Genomic DNA, 18,905 nt, shown 5'->3' on the forward strand with positions numbered 1-18,905 from the left:
AGCGGTTTGGCGGCATCAGGAACGAACACGGACGGAAAAGACGGCACGCTCGTGCCGATGGATTCGCTGTGGCAAAGCGATGCCGAACGGGCTCAAAGCGAGCCGTCCTTGCTGATCGACGTGCAGGGCTTTGAAGGTCCGCTCGATCTTCTGCTGCATCTGGCGCGCAACCAGCGTGTTGATCTGGCGCGTATTTCCGTTCTGGCGCTGGCCGAGCAATATCTCGAATTCGTGGAGCAGGCCCGGGCGTTCCGGCTGGAGCTGGCCGCCGATTATCTCGTGATGGCGGCGTGGCTCGCTTATCTGAAATCCAAGCTGCTGATTCCAAAGCAGCAAGGGGATGATGGCGAGACCGGCGAAGAACTTGCAGCATCCCTGCAATTTCGCCTGAAACGGCTGGAAGCGATGCGCGATGCAGCAGCCGCCTTGGTCAATCGCAGCCGGCTGGGGCGCGATGTCTTCGCGCGCGGCATGCCGGAAGTGGTGATGGTCGATCGCGCCAGCCAGTTTTCTGCCTCGCTATACGATCTTCTGACGGCTTACGCTTCCCAAAGGCAGCGGCAAGCCGTGACGAATGTGCAGATTACCAAGCGTGCCGTCTGGTCGTTGAAAGAAGCCCGTTTCGCATTGGTGCGCCTGATGGGTGGCGATATCGGCGACTGGATTTCGCTCGACCGTTTTCTCATCGACTATGCGCTGTCGCCGCAGGAAAGGGCGTCGGCGCTCGCAAGCTCCTTTGCCGCCAGTCTGGAACTGGTGCGTGAAGGCAAGCTTGAAGTTCGCCAGAATGCGCCGTTCGAGCCGATTTATATGCGGGCCAAGCCCGGTTTAAGCGAATTTGACGAGGACGAGGATGTCTGAGGCCGAACGCCCGCTGACGGAATTCGAGATGGATGATGAATTTGAGGAAGCACAGCTTCCGGCAAATGGACTGGCCGATCTGGCGCGCATCGTCGAGGCGATCATTTTTGCTTCCGCCGAACCGGTGTCGGAGCGCGCGCTGCAGGAACGCCTGCCACCAAGAGCCGAGCTTGCTCCGATCTTGCAGCATCTCCAGAAAGTCTATGAGTCGCGTGGGGTGCATCTGGTGCAGGTCGGTGCGGCCTGGGCGTTCCGTACCGCGCCCGATCTCGCTTTCCTGATGAGCCGTGAGGCGGTGCAGCAGCGCAAACTGTCGCGAGCTGCAATGGAAGTGCTGGCGATCATTGCGTATCACCAGCCGGTCACGCGCGCTGAACTCGAAGATATTCGAGGTGTCGAAACCTCGAAAGGCACGCTGGACGTGTTGATGGAAACCGGCTGGATCAAGCTGCGCGGGCGTCGCCGCACGCCGGGCCGTCCGGTCACCTATGGCACGACGGAATCGTTTCTCGACCACTTCGGGTTGCCGGAAATCCGCGATCTTCCGGGTCTGGAAGAATTGCGCGGGGCAGGGCTTCTTTCATCCCGCATGCCTTCAAGTTTTGCTGTTCCGGTGCCGAATATCGATCCGGATGAGCTGACCGACGAAGAAGAGCCGCTCGAGGATATCGATCTTGAAGGCCTCGGCCTGCTGGCTCCTAAAGGGTGAAATAGGCCCAATCTCGTCATGATCCACAATTCGCTGCACATAAAGAGGACACATGCGACGAATAAAATCGTCACATCTGCCTTCACAGCTATACTTCCGTTTGAAAGATTGCTTGAAAGCGCTTAAATCACTATCGAGATTGCAGGAACAGGCTGCGTTTAAGCAGCGATGAGAGGAATGAAATGGGTAGCTTTTCCATCTGGCACTGGCTGATCGTTCTGGCGGTTGTGCTGCTTCTTTTTGGCCGCGGCAAGATTCCCGAGCTGATGGGCGATGTTGCCAAGGGCATCAAGAACTTCAAGCAGGGCATGAACGACGAAGACGCTGCCAAGGACGCTGGGGATGACGGTCGCACGATCGACGCCAAGGCGGAAGAAACCGTCAACACCGTCAAGAAAACCACCAAGTCCTGATCTATCGGATCAAGAATGCTGCGTATCGCGATGGATACGCAGCATGTTTGTCATCTGTAAAAGTGCGGTTTTCCGCCGAAAGACGGGACACGCGCGCATTGCGCGGGGTATAAAATGCTCGATGTCGGTTGGTCTGAATTGCTGGTCATTGCGATCGTGATGATCGTTGTCGTCGGCCCCAAGGATTTGCCGAAGATGCTTAGAGCCTTCGGTAAGGCGACGGCGCGCATGCGCGCGACAGCCAACGAGTTTCGCAACCAGTTCAACGAAGCCTTGAAAGAGGCGGAACTGGAAGACGTCAAGAATATCATCGACGAAACACGCAAGCTCGATCCGCGCTCCAAGCTGACGCAGGTTTTCGATCCGATTCGAAGTGCAGGCGAAGACCTGAAATCGAGCATCAAATCCTCGACCTCCATGTCGCCTGCGGCGCCTGACAAGGTTGCGGAAGTGACCACACCGGTCGATTTGAGCGGCGCGCCTGTTCCTGTATCTGCGCCGGTTCAGGCAGACAATGCCCCGGAAAAGCCTGCCAAGGCTGCGCGGGCGCCCCGCAAAACGGCGGCAAAAGCTGCGCCAGCGGCACCGAAGGTGACAAAGGCCAAGGCCGAGACGGCAAAGCCTGCGGTCGCGAAACCTGCTGCTGTCAAAAAGCCTGCTGCAAAACCGGCTGCGGTGAAATCCGCGGCAAAGAAAGCGGCGGATACAGCAAAGCCAGCCGCCGATAAGGCGGTTGCTCCTGCCAAAAAGACCACCAAGAAGACAGGAACCAAAGCGTGACCCGTGACGAGGATGAAATCGAGCAGAGTGCTGCACCTTTGCTTGAACACCTGATCGAACTGCGCCGCCGCCTCATTTGGGCAATCCTGGCATTTTTCGTGGCATTCGTGTTCTGCTTTGCCTTCGCAAAGCATCTCTTCAATCTGCTTGTGGTGCCTTATCAATGGGCCATCGACTGGGCAGGCATGGACCGCTCCAAGGCCGAGCTGATCTATACCGCACCGCAGGAGTTCTTCTTCACGCAGGTGAAGGTGGCGATGTTCGGCGGTATTGTGCTCGCATTCCCGATCATCGCAGCGCAGATCTACAAGTTTGTAGCGCCGGGGCTTTATAAGCACGAGCGTATGGCGTTCCTGCCATTCCTCATTGCATCGCCGCTTCTGTTCCTGCTGGGCGGCGCGCTCGTTTATTTCTTCTTCACCCCGATGGTGATGTGGTTTTTCCTGGCCATGCAGCAGACGGGCGGCGCGGGGGAAGTGCAGATTTCGCTTCTGCCGAAGGTCTCGGAATATCTGAGCCTCATCATGACGCTCATTTTCGCTTTCGGTCTGGTTTTCCAGTTGCCGGTCATCACCAGCCTCATGGCGCGTGTTGGTCTGGTGACTTCGGCGGGCCTCAAAGACAAGCGTAAATATGCGATTGTGATCGCCTTCGTCGTGGCCGCCGTTCTGACGCCGCCCGATCCGGCGAGCCAGATCGGTCTTGCCTTGCCGACGATCCTTCTCTACGAGATTTCCATTATCGTGGCTCGTATGATCGAGAAGAAACGCGACGAAGCAGAGAACGCAAAAGAAGCTGAAAACGACGCTTCTTCCTCCTGATCGTAGACTACGATTTCCGCTGGCCGCAGCTTTTGCGGCCCGCTTGTACTCAAATTTCACGAAACGGCTTTTCCCATGCTCGACATCAAATGGATTCGCGAAAACCCTGAAGACCTCGATAAGGCGCTTGCAAAGCGCGGGGCAGGGCCGCTCTCGTCCGAACTGATCGCGCTCGACGAAAAGCGCCGCGAAAATGTCGGCAAGGTTCAGGCCGCACAGGAACGTCGCAATGCCGCTTCGAAGGAAATCGGCAAGGCGATGGCTGAAAAAGACACCGCCACCGCCGATAAGCTGAAAGCGGAAGTAAACGAGCTCAAGAATTTCCTCGCTCACGCTGAGGAAGAAGAGCGTCGGCTGGTCAAGGAATTGAACGACGCGCTGTCGACAATACCGAATGTTCCGCTTGGCGATGTGCCGCTTGGCAGGGACGAAGCCGACAATGTCGAGGTTCGCCGCGTCGGCAATCAGCGCAATTTCTCCTTCCAGCCAAAGGAGCATTATGAGCTGGGCGAAGCGCTCGGCATGATGGATTTCGAACGCGCCGCGAAAATCGCCGGTGCGCGCTTCACGATTCTGAAGGGCGGTCTGGCGCGTCTTGAGCGTGCGCTTGGTCAGTTCATGCTCGACCTCCACACGACGCAGCATGGCTACATCGAAACCATGCCGCCTTTGATGGTGCGCGATGAGGCCGTTTATGGCACCGGCCAGCTGCCGAAATTCTCGGAAGACCTGTTCCGCACCACGGATGGGCGCTGGCTGATTCCGACGGCGGAAGTGCCGCTGACCAATCTGGTCGCCGACGAAATCGTCGATGTGAAGACCCTGCCGCAGCGCTACACCGCGCTGACGCCTTGCTTCCGTTCGGAAGCCGGTTCCGCCGGGCGCGATACGCGCGGCATGTTGCGCCAGCACCAGTTCCTGAAAGTGGAAATGGTGTCGATCACCGATGCAGAAAGCTCGATTGCCGAACATGAGCGCATGACGGCTTGCGCCGAAGAAGTGCTGAAGCGTCTTGGACTGCCTTTCCGCACCGTCGTGCTTTGCACCGGCGATATGGGCTTTGGCGCGCAGAAGACCTACGATATCGAGGTCTGGCTTCCAGGTCAGAACACCTATCGCGAAATCTCCAGCTGCTCGGTCTGCGGTGATTTCCAGGGTCGACGTATGAATTCCCGCTATCGCCCGGAGGGCGAGAAGTCCACGCGCTTCGTCCACACCCTCAACGGGTCTGGCGTTGCTGTCGGTCGCGCGCTCATAGCCGTCATGGAAAATTACCAGCAGGAAGATGGCAGCATTCATATTCCTGAAGCATTGCAGCCATACATGGGCGGCCTCACGCGCATTGAAAAGGCTGCGTGATTCAGGATCTCAATAACTAAAGCAGGAGTGAAGACGTGCGAATTTTGCTGACGAACGATGATGGTATCCACGCTGAAGGCCTCGCAGTTCTGGAGCGAATCGCACGACAGCTCTCGGATGATGTCTGGGTGGTTGCGCCGGAAACCGACCAGAGCGGTCTGGCGCATTCGCTGACCTTGTCGGAGCCGCTGCGCCTGCGCCAGATTGACGATACCCATTTCGCACTGCGCGGCACGCCGACCGATTGCGTCATCATGGGCGTCCGTCATGTGCTGCCGGGTGCGCCGGACCTCATCCTCTCCGGCGTCAATTCCGGTGCGAATATCGCAGACGACGTGACCTATTCGGGCACCGTGGCCGGTGCGATGGAAGGAACGCTGCTCGGCATTCGCTCCATCGCCCTGTCGCAGGAATATGATTATGAAGGCGACCGCCGGATCGTTCCTTGGGAAACGGCTGAAGCGCACGCGCCAGACCTCATCCGCAAGCTGGTCGCAGCCGGTTGGCCGGAAGGCGTTCTGCTGAACCTCAATTTCCCGAATTGCGGTGCGGATGAAGTGCAGGGCACACGCGTGACGGCGCAGGGCAAGCTCAGCCATGATGCGCGTCTCGACGAGCGCCGCGACGGTCGCGGTTTTCCGTATTTCTGGCTGCGGTTCGGTCGCGGCAAAGCTCCGGTCGCCGACGACAGCGATCTGGCCGCCATCCGCTCCGACTGCATCTCGGTCACGCCGTTGCACCTCGACCTGACGGCGCATAAGATTCGTGCAGAACTGAGCTCTGCGCTTGGTCTTGAAGCTTGAAGCGGGGGGAAGCATGAGGCAGGCAACGTCTGAGCGGCCAAGGCTTTCGGACCGGGAAGGATTTGCATCCTTCGTCTTGCGCATGCGCGCGCGCGGCATTGATGATCCGCGCCTCTTTGCAGCCATTGAAGCAACCCCACGCCAGAGCTTTCTTGCTTCGGCGTGGTCGCATCTGGCTTATAGCACCCGCACGGCGCCACTCGATTGCGGCGAATATATCGAAGGCATTGACGATCAGGCGCGTGTGCTAGCCGCGCTCAAGCTGGAACCCGGCCATCGCGTGCTGGAAATCGGCACGGGATCGGGCTTTACCGCCGCTGTCATGTCATTGCTGTCCGGTCGTGTGACGACCGTAGAGCGCTACCGCAAACTCTGCGACCATGCCTTGCAGCAGTTCGTCTCGCTCAAGCGTGAGAACATCATGGTCAAGCATGCCGATGGACGGCATGGCATGCCGGGCGGGCCGTTCGACCGAATCATTCTCTGGCTGGCTTGCGAGGAAGTGCCGCGTCATTTCGTGGAGCTGCTCGCAACGCATGGGGTTCTCATCACGCCGATTGGTCCCGGTGACGGCGAACAGATCGTGACGCGAATCTCGAAGGTTGGCAGCCGTTTCGAGCAGGAAAACCTGATGGCTGTTCGTTATCAGCCCTTCATTGAAGGCGTTTCGTCGGTTCTCTGAAGATTAATATTTTCCAATCTACCCGTCATGTGTTTCAGTGCCCACCGATGATGGCCGCGCGCCAATGCGGGCTTATGGTGTTTAATTGGTGAATCTTTTTCCAAAGTTGGGCCGTTCTTAACCAGCGAGTAACATTAACGCGCTTTAATCGTCTTACTGAGTTTCGAGTATGGACGAGTTGAACATGCGTTTCCCAATTTTGCATCATACGTCCGAACGTCTCCTGCGGAATGTCGCAATTGTTCTGATTGCCGGCTTTGGAGCCGGGTGCAGTTCCGATACGATGCGTTTCACAGACGGCATCTTTACCGGTTCGACGTCCAATCAGCGCGTTGCGCAACAGCCCGCAGGCGATGTTTATGCGTCCGCCCCAATAGCGCCAGCCCCGCGGCTTTCCAGCGGAACGGTACAGCGCAATTCCCTTCCGGCGCCTTCTGCGGTGTCTTCCGCTCCGATGGCGGCACCGGTCGCCGCAGCGCGCCAGTCGGTTCAGGCACCAGTCGCTGCGGCATCAACGCAGATGCAGAACCAGGTTGGTCAGGCCCGCGATATGGCGGCCAATCAGGTCAATGGCGCAGAGACCCGCGTGGCAAGCGCTGCCACGACGACCCATAATGCCGTGAACGGCACGAAGGAAAAGGTTCTGGGCCAGCTTCCGGCAACGCCGGGGCAGGGTGCCCCGCGCCCGACGGACAACAACATAGCTGTTGTCCCCGCAGTCCCTTCGGTTAACGGCAAGAAATCTGCTGCCGCAACCGATCTGGCATCGGCTGGCGCGAACACGGCAACGCCGCCTGCACCAAAGGGCGGCTATACGGTCCAGAGCGGCGATTCGCTGTTCTCTATCGCACAGAAGCACAACGTTCCGGTTGACGACCTGAAGAAGGCCAACGGCCTGTCTAACGGCGCAATCCGCGTCGGCCAGACGCTGGTGATCCCGGCAGCCGGTGCTGCTGCTGTAACGCAAGTTGCCGCTGTAACACCACAGCCCGCAAGCCCTGCCAAGGCTGTTGCCGCAGCGCCGGAAACAGCTGGAAGCGTCAAGCCTTACACGCCGCCGCAGGCGAGCAACAAGGTGATCGAGGATGCCGAGAAGGATCAGGCCGCAGCGCCTTCTTCCACCGGTATTTCCCAGATGCGCTGGCCGGTTCGCGGTCGTATTCTGGCGAGCTTTGGCCAGCGTGAAGGCACCGCTGTCAGCGATGGCATCGATATCATGGTTCCGGAAGGAACCTCGGTTAAGGCCGCTGAAAACGGCGTCGTCATCTATGCTGGCGACGGTTTGAAGGAATTCGGTCAGACGGTTCTGATCCGTCACGACAACGGTCTTGTCACGGTCTATGGCCATAACAGCCAGATACTGGTGCAGCGCGGCCAGAAGGTTCGTCGTGGCGAAGATATCGCAAAGTCCGGCATGAGCGGCAATGCGAAGTCGCCGAAGCTGCACTTTGAAGTGCGCAAGAATTCCTCGCCGGTCAATCCTTCCAAATATCTGGAAAGCTGATTGCGCTGAGAGATGCAAACGAAAAGGCGGGCTGAAAAGCCCGCCTTTTTCTATTCTTACATTGCAACGCCGAGGCGGCCAGCAAGGTCCTGAACATATTGCCAGGCCACGCGCCCCGAGCGGTTACCGCGCGTGGTCGACCATTCCAGTGCTTCCGCGTGAAGCTTGGCTTGGTCGTAGTTCAGTTTGAAATGGTCTGCATAGCCGTCAACCATGGCGAGATAATCGTCTTGGCTGCACTTATGGAAGCCGAGCCAAAGGCCGAAACGATCCGACAGCGAGACTTTTTCTTCAATCGCTTCCGACGGGTTGATCGCCGTGGAACGCTCGTTGTCGATCATGTCTCGCGGCATGAGGTGGCGGCGGTTCGATGTTGCATAGAAGATCACATTGCCCGGACGGCCCTCGACGCCGCCTTCGAGCGCGGCTTTGAGCGACTTATAAGACGTGTCGTCATGGTCGAAGGAAAGGTCGTCGCAGAACAGGATGAAGCGATATTCCGTATCCTTGATCATGTTCATCAGCGTCGGCAGGCTGTCGATATCCTCGCGATGGATTTCGATCAGCTTAAGCGGCTTCTGGGACTTGAGTTCGGCGTTAACGCTGGCCTGCGCGGCCTTCACCAGCGAGGATTTGCCCATGCCGCGTGCGCCCCATAGCAAAACGTTGTTTGCCGGATAGCCATTTGCGAAGCGGCGGGTATTGTCTACAAGCTGGTCGCGCACCAAATCTACGCCACGGATCAGGGAGATATCCACGCGGTTAACCCGCTTCACCGGATCAAGCGTCAATCGTTCCGGCGCCCAGACAAAACAGTCTGCGGCGTCGAGGTCCGGCGTTTTGGCTTCTGGTGGTGCGATACGTTCGAGCGCGGCGATCAAACGGTCCAGTTTCTGGCTGAGTATGTCTTCGGTCGTCATTTCCATGCCCCTAGTGGTGTCTGAACGGCTTAACATGTCACAGCGGAGGCGAAAAGTGTGCGACCTTGGCGCAGGCGGGATGATCGTCGGTTGCATTTGGCGCGCCAACCATTGTAATGCCCTTAACAAATTGTCTTTGAGACTTCAGAGGAGTTCCTAATGTTCGTAACACCGGCTTTCGCTCAAGCACCTGGCGGCGGCGCTTTTGGCCCAGACATGCTCATGAGCATCCTGCCGTTCATCCTGATCTTCGTCATCATGTATTTCCTCATCATCCGCCCGCAGCGGACCCAGATGAAGAAGCGTCAGGAAATGCTGAACGCAGTGCGCCGTGGCGATACGGTTGTCACCGGCGGCGGCATCGTCGGCAAGGTGCAGAAGGTCGTCGACGACAATGAAGTCGAAGTCGAAATCGCCGAAGGCGTTCGCATCAAGGTTCTGCGCAGCACCCTGATGGATGTGCGCGTCAAGGGCGAACCAGTCGCCGATAATAAGAACAAGTGATCTCTTTTTGAGATGATACGGGCTCCGGTAAGCATTCACTAACCGGAGCCCGTGCAATATTCGGTCGGCGCGACCTTTGTATGCGCGCATGACCCAAGGCCGGAGAGCGGTGCGCATTCGTACCCCGGCATGCCCTATCCAGGCCAAAACGGGCCAAGCTGAAACGGAATTGCTGCTCTATGCTCTATTTTTCACGCTGGAAATCGGCCCTGATCTGGTTGGCGGTTCTCGTCAGCTTTGTCATCGCTTCCCCTAATTTTTTCTCGCGTGAAACGCTGGCGAATCTGCCCGGTTTCCTGCCGAAGAAGCAGGTCGCCCTCGGCCTTGATCTTTCCGGCGGCTCCCGCCTTGTTCTGCAGGTTCAAAATGCAGGCCGCAACGATCTGGAACACAGTGCCGAGATCATGCGGCAGCGGCTGGAGGAACTGGGTTACGGTCGTCCCGTTGTGGAAACCGAAGCGCGCAACCAGATTCGCGTCGAAGTTCCGGGCCTTTACGATGCGCAGCTTCTGAAAGACATTCTGAGTATTCGCGGCGATCTATCATTCCACGCTGTGGATGATTCCGTTTCGCCGGACGATGCCATTCGCGGCGCGCCCCCGGTGGGCAGCGAAGTCGTCTATTCCTATGACGATCCGCCGGTGGGTTATCTCGTCAAGAAACAGCCCGTTCTCACCGGCGCGAATATCACCGACGCGAAGGCCACGCTTTCTTCCGATGATAATGAACCGGTTATTACCCTGACCCTTGATGACGCGGGCCGCAAAGGTCTGGCAGAGCTGACCGCCAATGCGACGGGCAAGAGCTTTGCCATCGTGGTCGATAATCAGGTCGTGTCTGCGCCGGTCATCAGCGAGCCACTCGATACAAACGAATTGCAGATTTCTGGCGCCTTCGATTTGCAGGCTGCCAACAATATGGCCGTGGTTCTGCGTTCCGGCACGTTGCCACAGGCTGTGACCGTGCTTGAAGAGCGCACCATCGCCTCGGCACTTGGCGAGGATTATGCCAGCGCCGCCGTGACGGCTGCACTTCTCGCCGCTCTTCTGGTCGGCCTGTTCATGGTGCTGTCCTATGGCGTTCTTGGCGTCATCGCGATGGTGGCGCTTGTAGTCAATATCATCATCCTGACTGCGGTGATGTCGCTGATCGGCGCTTCCATCAGCCTCGCCAGCGTTGCAGGTCTCGTGCTGATCATCGGCATGGCGGTTGATGCGAATATTCTGATCTATGAACGCGTGCGCGAAGATCGCCGCAAGGGCTATTCCGTTGTTCAGGCGATGGAATCCGGTTTCTACCGCGCTCTGTCGACCATCATCGACGCCAATCTGACAACACTCATTGCCGCATTGGTTCTGTTCCTGCTCGGTTCCGGCACGGTGCATGGCTTTGCTCTGACCGTCGCGGTTGGTATTGGCACGACGCTGTTCACCACGCTGACTTTTACCCGACTGCTGATCGCCCAATGGGTGCGCACGGCAAAGCCGAAGGAAGTGCCGAAGCGCCGCCTCAAGCTGGTGCCGACGGTGACGCATATTCCGTTCATGCGCCTTCAATTCATTACGCTCGGCATCTCCGTGCTGGCCTGCGCCATCGTGGTGGCGCTGTTTGTGAATATCGGCTTCAACTACGGCATCGATTTCCGTGGCGGCTCAATGGTCGAGCTTCAGGCGCGCAGCGGTGACGCCAATCTGGAAGATATTCAGGACCGTCTCTCCGAACTGAATATCGACAGCGCCCGCGTTCTGCCCGCCAAATCAGCGCGCTCGGCGCTTGTGATCATCGGCAGCCAGGAAGTCGGTGATGACGCCGAACAGACGGTCGCTGTAAAACTGCGCGGTGAGTTCGAACAGGATTATTCGTTCCAGCGTGTGGAAGTCGTCGGCCCGACGGTTTCCGAACAGCTGTCGCGCGCCGGTATTCTGGCCGTTGTCCTGTCGCTAATCGGCATTTTCATCTATGTCTGGGTGCGGTTCCGCTGGCAGCTGGCGCTTGGCGCAGTGCTATCGACCCTGCATGACGTGGTTATTCTCGCGGGCATGTTCATTGTCTTCCGCATGGAATTCAATCTGTGGAGCGTCGCGGCAATCCTGACGATCATCGGCTATTCGCTGAACGACACGGTCGTGATTTATGACCGCGTTCGCGAAAACCTGCGCCGCTACAGCAGCGCGCCGCTGCCTGCGATCATCGATGCCTCGATCAACCAGACCCTGTCGCGTACCTTGCTGACGTCTTTCGTGACGTTCCTCGCGCATATTCCGCTTTACGCCTTTGGCGGCGCGGATATCCGCATGTTTGCGCTGGCGCTCAGTGTCGGCATTATTGTGGCGAGCTATTCGTCGATCTTCATCGCCGCACCGTTGCTGGTTCAGTTTGGACTGAAGCCGCGCGGGCCTGAGCAGGATGAGGAAATGGGCGACGAACTTGCACAGTCGCTCAATCTGGAAAGCTGAGAATGGCCAAGGGAATAGAAATACGCGAAGCGCATTTTCCGGGGCGCGCGCCCATTGATGCTTATGGCGATGGTGGTTTTCGTTTCGCCGAAATGTCGCATCGCGGTTCGATCCTGTGTCTGCCCTCCGGTATTCACGGCTGGAAGCCTGCAATGCCGCCGGTGCTTTCGCGGGCCGATCTGGAGCTGATTCTGGAGCAGGCTTCGGATATTGAAATTCTGCTGGTTGGAACCGGAATGGATCTGCGGCGTATTCCAGAAGACGTGCGCGCTGTTTTGCGCGAGCATCGCATTTCATCCGATCCGATGAGCACAGGTGCTGCCGTGCGGACCTATAATGTGCTGCTGGCGGAAGATCGCGCGGTTGCGGCGGCGCTTATTGCAGTAGAATAACGATCATGAACCAGAATGAGGCACATTGCCTGGCGCTTCTTCGTGAGGCTGACCGGGACCGTTATCTGTCGGTGCTCTATGCGCCGGAGGATAAACGCGGCGGGCTGGCGGCACTCTATGCCTTCAATGCGGAAGTGGCGCGCATTCGCGATCTTGTTCATGAGCCGTTGCCGGGCGAAGTACGTCTGCAATGGTGGCGCGATCTGATCAATGGCGAGGCGAGGGGCAGCGCTGATGCGCACCCGGTTGCCGCTGCTCTGGTCGAAACAATCGACAAATACGAGCTTCCGCGCTCCGCTTTCGACAATTATTGCGAGGCGCGTATCTTCGATCTCTATGACGATCCGATGCCAAGCCGTAACGATCTGGAAGGCTATTGCGGTGAGACCGCTTCGGCAATCATTCAGTTAGCCGGCTTTATTCTGGATCGTGACGCCGCGCAGGCGCAGAGTGAAACCGCCGGTCACGCGGGCGTCGCGCAGGCGACCACAGGCCTGCTGCGCCTTTTGCCGATCCATCGCCGTCGCGGCCAGCTCTATGTTCCAGCCGACATGCTGGCATCGGTCGGCGTAACGCGCGAAGCATTTTTTGCCAACGACGATCCGTCGGCCTGTGAGCGCGTGGTCAGCGTCATGCTGGCACTGGCGCGGGAACATCTGGCGATTTTCGATAAGGCAAGGGCGACATTGCCAAAAAGCCTTGCACCGGCATTTTTGCCGATGGCCATCGTGCCAGCTTATCTGAAAGCGATTGAACGCCTTGGCGGCAGGGCGGCAGAACGGACAGCCGATATTTCGGCTATCCGTAAGCAGTGGCTGATGCTTCGCGCCAATTTCTGACCGTCAGGCCAGCTGTTCCAGCCATGTGCGGAAATCTGCAAGCGCGCGGGCGGAAAGCGCACGCTTCTTGGCGATGGTCTTTTCCTTGCCACGCAGACGCTTGCCTTCTTCCTTCGGCACTTCGACCGGCGGAAACAGACCGAAATTGACATTCATCGGCTGGAACGACCGCTTGCCAGGCTCGGCATCGTCAGCGACGATATGGCCGCCGGTGATGTGCCCAAGCAGTGCGCCAAAGGCGGTTGTCGGCGGTGGCGGGACGGCAGCATTGCCCAGTCGCTCCGCAGCGGTGAACCGACCGGCAAGAAGGCCGATGGCCGATGATTCGACATAGCCCTCGCAACCCGTCACCTGACCGGCAAAGCGCAGTGTCGGACGCGACTTCAGGCGCAGCACGCTGTCGAGCAGCACGGGCGAGTTCAGGTAGGTGTTGCGATGCAAACCGCCGAGGCGCGCGAATTCGGCATTTTCCAGTCCGGGAATCATCTTGAAGATGCCGGTCTGTGAGCCGTATTTCAGCTTCGTCTGGAAACCGACCATGTTGTAGAGCGTGCCAAGCGCATTGTCCTGACGCAGTTGCACAACCGCATAGGCCTTGACGGTCGGGTTATGCGCATTGGTCAGGCCCATAGGCTTCATCGGGCCGTGGCGCAGCGTTTCGGGTCCGCGTTCCGCCATGACTTCAATCGGCAGACAGCCATCGAAATAGGGCGTGCCTTCCCATTCCTTGAATTCCGTCTTGTCGCCTTCGACAAGCGCAGCCACGAACGCCTCATACTGCTCCTTATCCATGGGGCAGTTGATATAATCCTTGCCGGTGCCGCCGGGGCCGACCTTGTCGTAGCGCGACTGGAACCAGCAGACATCCATATTGATCGAATCGAAATGCACGATGGGCGCAATCGCATCGAAAAAGGCGAGTGCATCGGCATCCGTTTCCGCAGCGATGGCTTCGGCAAGCGACGGCGCGGTCAGCGGGCCGGTGGCAACGATGGTCGTGCCCCATTCTTCAGGCGGCAGGCCGGTGACTTCCTCGCGCTTGATGCTAATCAGCGGATGAGCTTCAAGCTTTTCGGTCACGGCTTGCGCAAATCCCTCGCGGTCCACAGCAAGCGCGCCGCCCGCCGGAACCTGATGTGCATCGGCGCAGGCCATGATGAGCGAGCCTGCAAGGCGCATTTCCGCATGCAGCACGCCGACAGCATTGGTTTCGGCATCGTCGGAGCGGAATGAATTGGAGCAGACGAGTTCGGCCAGCTGTTCGGTCTTGTGCGCATCAGTGCCGCGCACGGGACGCATTTCATGCAGCACGACAGGAACGCCTGCCTGCGCAATCTGCCAGGCGGCTTCGGAGCCAGCGAGACCGCCGCCAACGACGTGAATGGGGGTGAGATCGGATGTGTTTGTCATGGTCCTTCCCATATCGCCTTTGCTGGCGGCCATCAATGGGCGAGCAAGGTCCAGAAAAACAAATGGCATCCGTCGCGGGAGGAGGTGCGACGGATGCCATATGGAAAGACCGGATTGGGAGGAGGAGAACCGGTCTCGTTGTCGCTAAGCCTAGGAGGAGGATGGCTTGGCGACAAACCAGGGCTGGTGGGAGGAGGATCCAGTCCTGGTGGTATTCACAGCGCGAAACTTCAATCTGAAATTTTCATCGAAAGGCGTTCAGCGTAGTGCAATCGTCGCGAACAGCTTTTCGGCCTTCAGCTTGATGCTTAGCGAGCCTTGCTCTGACGAGCGACGTAAGGGATGTCGGCGCGGGAGATGCCGAGATCGTTCAGTTCGCGAGTCGAAAGCTGGTTCAGTTCGCTGACGGTTTCACGGTAACGGCGCCAGTTGTTGTAAGAGCGAAACAGGTTCATGATCTTAATCCTTCAATGTGCGATGCTATCGCTTGGGTTCAATTCATCTCTTTTGTTGCCCATGATATAAGCTATTGTTTTTGCAAGTTGCAGAGCCGACTTTGCATAGCTGCCTTGCGGTTCCTGCACGACGCTTTAAATCGATTGGACTGTTCCGGCACAAAATTGCCGCAATGCGATTTGATCGGGTGGTTTGCTGGTTGCGAAGTTTCTTATATGTTCTCAACCGGTTGCGGTTGCGACCGCCATCTCAGTTCGTTGACCCGGGAGTCATTTTGTCTTTTTCAATCTCAGTGGAGCGCCTGGTTGAGCGCTGGCAGCAGGAAGGGCTGATCGATGCGGTTACCGCGTCGCGCCTGAATGCGGATCTTGAAAAACGAGCAACGGGTTTCAGCTTGGGTGCGGTGCTCGCCACGCTTGGCGGTCTGCTTCTGGGCGCAGCCGTCATCATGCTGGTTGCCGCCAACTGGCAGGATATGCCGCGCCTGATGCGGATCGGGATGGTGCTTGCACTTATCTGGATCGGCTATCTCGGCGGCGCATGGCGACAGGCGAGGGGCGACAAGGTGTTCTCGTCCGCTCTTTATGTCGTCGGTGCCGCATCCTTCGGCGCAGGTATCGCGCTTGTCGGGCAGATGTATCACGTGTCCGGCGATGTTCATTCCGCCGCCGTCTACTGGACCCTGGGCGTGCTTGCGTCAGCCTTCCTGGTGCGTGCACCGGTTCTGGCTGCATTCGGTGCAGGCGTTGCGTGTTTTTATCTTTCGACATTCGTGTTTGACGGCACATCGGCTGACAATGGTGAGCTGGCCTATCGCTGGATCGGTCCGCTTCTGTTGCTGGTCGGCGTCGGTGCAGCACTCCTCACGCGTTCGCGCCATGCCGCCCATCTCTGGGCCCTGTTCGCAATCGGCTGGGCCTTGCTGCTTTACATTCAGAATGAAAACGACGTGATCCTGTGCCTCATGATTGCGGTCGGCATCGCGTTGATGCTGGCGGATGCATTCGCACATGACACGATGGAGCGGCTCACCCGCTTCGCGCAGCCGCTGGCTTCCTACGGGCTGATGCTGGCCCTGCTGTCGCTTGGCATTCTGCAGCTCAATCATATGTTCTCTTCGTCAGGCGGCTCTGCCTCGCTCGATCAGGATGTTCTTTATAGTATGCTGATCCTCGGCCTATCGATTGGCGCTATCGCCCTGTGTGGTCGCGACAATGGCGGACTGCGCTCCATCGCCTATGCGACGTTTTCGTTTCAGGTGCTTTATCTGGCATTCACGACCGTGGGCACGATGATCGGTACGTCGGGCTTCTTCTTGACCGCAGGCGTCCTCGTGCTGCTGCTGGCGGCCTTTGTCCGCCGGATGGAACGGCGGTTCGGTAAAAAACGCGAAGCGGGGAGCCAGTCATGAGCAAGAAGTGGCTTTATATAGGCGCTGCCGTCTCCGCCTTGCTGCAGAGCGGCATTCTTTATGCGGGCATCGAACAGCGCGCATCCATATTGCGTTCAGGCCATGAAATCGTGTTGCAGACCGAGCCGGTCGATCCGCGCGATCTGATGCGCGGCGATTACGTCATCCTCGGCTACGCAATTTCCAGTGTCATGGGCAAGGATGTGCAGGGTAAACCCACGGGCGAACCACGAACGGTCTATGTGGCGCTAAAGCCGGATGCAGAAAAGCTATGGCATTTCTCGCGGGCGGCGCTCAGCCCGTTCACCGATCTGGCGCCGGATGAAGTGCAGATTCGCGGCCAGTCGACTTATCCGGTTTTGGGCTATCCGGATCAGACAATCCGCCTCAATTTCGGCATCGAACGCTATTATGTTCCTGAAGGGCAGGGTCGCGATATCGAGATCGGGCAACGTGAAAGCCGGATTTCCGTTGTCGTTGCTGTCGATGACAGCGGTACTGCGGTCATCAAGGCTTTGTGGGACGAAGGGCGGCAACTCTATGAAGAACCGCTCTATTGATCGGTTTTCCAGCGGTTTCGCCACTCTTATATTACCGCGTCAAGCTGAAGTTTATCTCAGGCTTGGCATGCGCGGAATGATCGCTATATAGAGGGGCAGAGTGCCGGAAGTGTTTCGTCTTGCCAAACCCGGAAAATCTATACCGGGAAGGCGGCTTTTTTCCTTTGAACCGGGAAAATTGGATGATATAGAGACGCGCGCTTTCGAGGGCAGTTCAAGATCTGAGACGAATTTGGTGCGTTCTTAAAGAATGCGCTTCGGTTCAGAAGCGGATATGGCGAAATTGGTAGACGCACCAGATTTAGGTTCTGGCGGGAGACCGTGGGGGTTCGAGTCCCTCTATCCGCACCAACTGCCATAAGGCCAAAGAATTTCTCTCCCGCGTCTTGAGGCAAAATGCCGGAAACGGCGGGACAATGACAAGAAGTGAAGGTTTGAACATGCAGGTTACCGAAACGCTCAATGAAGGGCTGAAGCGCGAGATTAAAGTCGTGGTTCCGGCCGGGGATCTCGAAGCCAAGCTCGTTGAGCGGCTCGATACTGCGCGCGGCCGAGCCAAGATCAATGGTTTCCGTCCGGGCAAGGTGCCTGCTGGCCATCTGCGCAAGATGTATGGCCGTTCGTTCATGGCTGAAATCGTCAACGAAATCCTCAGCGATTCGTCGCGTTCGGTTCTCGCAGACCGTAACGAAAAGTCGGCTACCCAGCCTGAAGTCATCATGTCGGAAGACGAAAAAGAAGCCGAAAAGGTTCTCGACGGCAAGGCCGATTTCGTTTTCTCGCTGAACTACGAAGTTCTGCCGGCAATCGAAGTCAAGGATTTCTCCAAGATCGCCGTGACCCGTGAAGTCGTCGACATCACCGATGAGGAAGTCGATGAGCAGGTCAAGCGTATCGCTTCGTCGACCCGCACTTTCGAGACCAAGAAGGGCAAGGCCGAAAACGAAGATCGCGTCACGATCGACTATCTCGGCAAGCTTGATGGCGAGCCGTTTGACGGCGGCGCCGACAACGACGCACAGCTGGTTCTCGGTTCGGGTCAGTTCATTCCGGGCTTCGAAGAACAGCTCGTTGGCGTCAAGGCTGGCGACGAAAAGGTCATCAATGTGACCTTCCCGGCTGAATACGGTGCAGCGCATCTCGCAGGCAAGGAAGCCACCTTCGACATCAAGGTCAAGGAAGTTGCCAAGCCGAACGAACTCGAACTCAACGACGAAACCGCGACGAAGCTCGGCATCGAGTCGCTGGAGCGTCTGCGTCAGGTTGTTCGCGAACAGATCGAAAGCCAGTACGGCCAGATCACCCGCCAGAAGGTAAAGCGCCAGATTCTCGACGCTCTGGACGGCGATTATCAGTTCGAAACCCCGCAGAAGCTGGTTGACGCTGAATTCAACAACATCTGGCAGCAGATCAACTTCGACCTGCAGCAGGCTGGCCGTACCTTCGAAGACGAAGAAACCACGGAAGAAGCTGCTCGCGAAGAATACCGCAAGCTCGCTGAACGCCGCGTTCGTCTCGGCCTCGTTCTCTCCGAAATCGGTGAGAAGGCTGGCGTAGAAGTGTCGGAAGAAGAACTGCAGCGCGCCGTTTATGACCAGGTTCGTCGCTATCCGGGCCAGGAAAAGGAAATCTACGACTTCCTGCGCAAGACGCCGGATGCCGTGGCTAACCTCCGCGCCCCGATCTTCGAAGAAAAGGTCGTCGATCATCTGCTCGCCAACATCAACGTGACCGACAAGAAGGTCTCGAAGGAAGAGCTGACGGCTGAAGACGAAGACGGTTCGGAAGCAAAGCCTGCAAAGAAGGCTGCACCGAAGAAGAAGGCCGCTCCTAAGAAGAAGGCCGACGAAGACAAGTCCGAAGAGGCTTAATCTTTTCTATCTAGCGAATTTGGAAAAGGCCGCGCATTGCGCGGCCTTTTCCGTTTCAACCCACGGATAAACGGCTGAAAAGCTTGCATCCATGGGGGCTTTGCTCTAGCCAGTAATCAATCCGTTTTTAGCTCAATCAGAATATTTGCGAGCC

General features: G+C 57.8%; 19 protein-coding genes and 1 tRNA gene. 17 read left to right on the forward strand and 3 right to left on the reverse strand.

Features of this window, described 5'->3' with window-relative positions:
- The first annotated feature begins 6 nt into the window (after positions 1-6).
- The 9 genes from ABWW11_RS06175 to dipM all read left to right on the forward strand — a co-directional run bounded on the left by ABWW11_RS06175 (position 7) and on the right by dipM (position 7,932).
- The gene (locus ABWW11_RS06175) at positions 7-861 is read left to right on the forward strand and encodes a segregation and condensation protein A (RefSeq protein ID WP_109368858.1); all 855 of its coding nucleotides are present in this window, start codon (positions 7-9) and stop codon (positions 859-861) included.
- Positions 854-1,570 (forward strand): SMC-Scp complex subunit ScpB, encoded by a 717-nt coding sequence (gene scpB, locus ABWW11_RS06180; RefSeq protein WP_109368859.1) that lies wholly within the window; start codon positions 854-856, stop codon positions 1,568-1,570. The genes ABWW11_RS06175 and scpB overlap by 8 nt, the downstream gene beginning before the upstream one ends.
- Positions 1,571-1,752: 182 nt before the next feature.
- Positions 1,753-1,983, forward strand: coding sequence for a twin-arginine translocase TatA/TatE family subunit (locus ABWW11_RS06185; protein ID WP_109368860.1), 231 nt, complete (start codon positions 1,753-1,755; stop codon positions 1,981-1,983).
- A 114-nt stretch (positions 1,984-2,097) separates the two neighbouring features.
- A complete protein-coding gene (gene tatB / locus ABWW11_RS06190; protein ID WP_319080308.1) occupies positions 2,098-2,763 on the forward strand; it encodes a Sec-independent protein translocase protein TatB in 666 nt (221 codons plus the stop codon).
- On the forward strand, positions 2,760-3,584 hold the full coding sequence (gene tatC / locus ABWW11_RS06195) for a twin-arginine translocase subunit TatC (RefSeq protein ID WP_109368862.1): 825 nt from the start codon (positions 2,760-2,762) through the stop codon (positions 3,582-3,584). Before tatB ends, tatC begins: the two co-directional genes overlap by 4 nt.
- 75 nt (positions 3,585-3,659) lie before the next feature.
- Positions 3,660-4,943: a serine--tRNA ligase gene (gene serS, locus ABWW11_RS06200; RefSeq protein WP_109368863.1), complete on the forward strand. Its 1,284-nt coding sequence runs from the start codon at positions 3,660-3,662 to the stop codon at positions 4,941-4,943.
- 35 nt (positions 4,944-4,978) lie between these two features.
- Entirely contained in the window at positions 4,979-5,746 is a 768-nt protein-coding gene (gene surE, locus ABWW11_RS06205; protein ID WP_109368864.1) for a 5'/3'-nucleotidase SurE, read from the forward strand.
- 13 nt (positions 5,747-5,759) lie between these two features.
- On the forward strand, positions 5,760-6,428 hold the full coding sequence (locus ABWW11_RS06210; protein ID WP_109368865.1) for a protein-L-isoaspartate(D-aspartate) O-methyltransferase: 669 nt from the start codon (positions 5,760-5,762) through the stop codon (positions 6,426-6,428).
- A 169-nt stretch (positions 6,429-6,597) separates the two neighbouring features.
- Positions 6,598-7,932 (forward strand): cell division endopeptidase DipM, encoded by a 1,335-nt coding sequence (dipM, locus tag ABWW11_RS06215; RefSeq protein ID WP_109368866.1) that lies wholly within the window; start codon positions 6,598-6,600, stop codon positions 7,930-7,932.
- 56 nt (positions 7,933-7,988) lie between these two features.
- Here dipM and ABWW11_RS06220 read toward each other — a convergent pair whose 3' ends face one another.
- A complete protein-coding gene (locus tag ABWW11_RS06220; RefSeq protein WP_181376085.1) occupies positions 7,989-8,852 on the reverse strand; it encodes an ATP-binding protein in 864 nt (287 codons plus the stop codon).
- 159 nt (positions 8,853-9,011) lie between these two features.
- On the opposite strand from ABWW11_RS06220, the gene yajC reads away from it, so the two are divergent.
- The 4 genes from yajC to ABWW11_RS06240 all read left to right on the forward strand — a co-directional run bounded on the left by yajC (position 9,012) and on the right by ABWW11_RS06240 (position 13,043).
- Positions 9,012-9,356: a preprotein translocase subunit YajC gene (gene yajC / locus ABWW11_RS06225; RefSeq protein WP_109368868.1), complete on the forward strand. Its 345-nt coding sequence runs from the start codon at positions 9,012-9,014 to the stop codon at positions 9,354-9,356.
- Positions 9,357-9,535: 179 nt separating this feature from the next.
- Entirely contained in the window at positions 9,536-11,812 is a 2,277-nt protein-coding gene (secDF, locus tag ABWW11_RS06230) for a protein translocase subunit SecDF (protein ID WP_109368869.1), read from the forward strand.
- Positions 11,813-11,814: 2 nt separating this feature from the next.
- Complete coding sequence (locus tag ABWW11_RS06235; RefSeq protein ID WP_109368870.1) at positions 11,815-12,204, forward strand: Mth938-like domain-containing protein; 390 nt, start codon at positions 11,815-11,817, stop codon at positions 12,202-12,204.
- A gap of 5 nt (positions 12,205-12,209) precedes the next feature.
- Entirely contained in the window at positions 12,210-13,043 is an 834-nt protein-coding gene (locus ABWW11_RS06240) for a phytoene/squalene synthase family protein (protein ID WP_319080307.1), read from the forward strand.
- Positions 13,044-13,046: 3 nt separating this feature from the next.
- Here the strand turns inward: ABWW11_RS06240 and trmFO are convergent, their stop codons facing one another.
- A complete protein-coding gene (gene trmFO / locus ABWW11_RS06245; protein ID WP_319080306.1) occupies positions 13,047-14,453 on the reverse strand; it encodes a methylenetetrahydrofolate--tRNA-(uracil(54)-C(5))-methyltransferase (FADH(2)-oxidizing) TrmFO in 1,407 nt (468 codons plus the stop codon).
- A gap of 308 nt (positions 14,454-14,761) precedes the next feature.
- A complete protein-coding gene (locus ABWW11_RS06250) occupies positions 14,762-14,908 on the reverse strand; it encodes a DUF1127 domain-containing protein (RefSeq protein WP_078338506.1) in 147 nt (48 codons plus the stop codon).
- Positions 14,909-15,183: 275 nt separating this feature from the next.
- On the opposite strand from ABWW11_RS06250, the gene ABWW11_RS06255 reads away from it, so the two are divergent.
- From ABWW11_RS06255 to tig, 4 genes are all read left to right on the forward strand, one after another.
- The gene (locus ABWW11_RS06255; protein ID WP_109368873.1) at positions 15,184-16,320 is read left to right on the forward strand and encodes a DUF2157 domain-containing protein; all 1,137 of its coding nucleotides are present in this window, start codon (positions 15,184-15,186) and stop codon (positions 16,318-16,320) included.
- Positions 16,317-16,880, forward strand: coding sequence for a GDYXXLXY domain-containing protein (locus ABWW11_RS06260; RefSeq protein WP_109368874.1), 564 nt, complete (start codon positions 16,317-16,319; stop codon positions 16,878-16,880). Before ABWW11_RS06255 ends, ABWW11_RS06260 begins: the two co-directional genes overlap by 4 nt.
- A 268-nt stretch (positions 16,881-17,148) precedes the next feature.
- Positions 17,149-17,231 (forward strand) — tRNA-Leu (locus ABWW11_RS06265).
- An 89-nt stretch (positions 17,232-17,320) separates the two neighbouring features.
- Positions 17,321-18,751 carry a trigger factor gene (tig, locus tag ABWW11_RS06270; RefSeq protein WP_268967053.1) on the forward strand — a complete coding sequence of 477 codons (1,431 nt, stop codon included), beginning with the start codon at positions 17,321-17,323 and terminating at the stop codon, positions 18,749-18,751.
- Positions 18,752-18,905: the final 154 nt, after the last annotated feature.

This window comes from Brucella sp. NBRC 113783 (assembly GCF_040372265.1).
Taxonomy (GTDB): Bacteria; Pseudomonadota; Alphaproteobacteria; order Rhizobiales; family Rhizobiaceae; genus Brucella; species Brucella teleogrylli.

Coding starts and splice junctions, on each gene's coding strand:
- scpB (WP_109368859.1), top strand. CDS start 854: ATGTCTGAGGCCGAACGCCCGCTGACGGAATTCGAGATGGATGATGAA.
- ABWW11_RS06185 (WP_109368860.1), top strand. CDS start 1,753: ATGGGTAGCTTTTCCATCTGGCACTGGCTGATCGTTCTGGCGGTTGTG.
- tatB (WP_319080308.1), top strand. CDS start 2,098: ATGCTCGATGTCGGTTGGTCTGAATTGCTGGTCATTGCGATCGTGATG.
- serS (WP_109368863.1), top strand. CDS start 3,660: ATGCTCGACATCAAATGGATTCGCGAAAACCCTGAAGACCTCGATAAG.
- ABWW11_RS06210 (WP_109368865.1), top strand. CDS start 5,760: ATGAGGCAGGCAACGTCTGAGCGGCCAAGGCTTTCGGACCGGGAAGGA.
- dipM (WP_109368866.1), top strand. CDS start 6,598: ATGGACGAGTTGAACATGCGTTTCCCAATTTTGCATCATACGTCCGAA.
- ABWW11_RS06220 (WP_181376085.1), bottom strand. CDS start 8,852: ATGACGACCGAAGACATACTCAGCCAGAAACTGGACCGTTTGATCGCC.
- yajC (WP_109368868.1), top strand. CDS start 9,012: ATGTTCGTAACACCGGCTTTCGCTCAAGCACCTGGCGGCGGCGCTTTT.
- secDF (WP_109368869.1), top strand. CDS start 9,536: ATGCTCTATTTTTCACGCTGGAAATCGGCCCTGATCTGGTTGGCGGTT.
- ABWW11_RS06235 (WP_109368870.1), top strand. CDS start 11,815: ATGGCCAAGGGAATAGAAATACGCGAAGCGCATTTTCCGGGGCGCGCG.
- ABWW11_RS06240 (WP_319080307.1), top strand. CDS start 12,210: ATGAACCAGAATGAGGCACATTGCCTGGCGCTTCTTCGTGAGGCTGAC.
- trmFO (WP_319080306.1), bottom strand. CDS start 14,453: ATGACAAACACATCCGATCTCACCCCCATTCACGTCGTTGGCGGCGGT.
- ABWW11_RS06250 (WP_078338506.1), bottom strand. CDS start 14,908: ATGAACCTGTTTCGCTCTTACAACAACTGGCGCCGTTACCGTGAAACC.
- ABWW11_RS06260 (WP_109368874.1), top strand. CDS start 16,317: ATGAGCAAGAAGTGGCTTTATATAGGCGCTGCCGTCTCCGCCTTGCTG.
- tig (WP_268967053.1), top strand. CDS start 17,321: ATGCAGGTTACCGAAACGCTCAATGAAGGGCTGAAGCGCGAGATTAAA.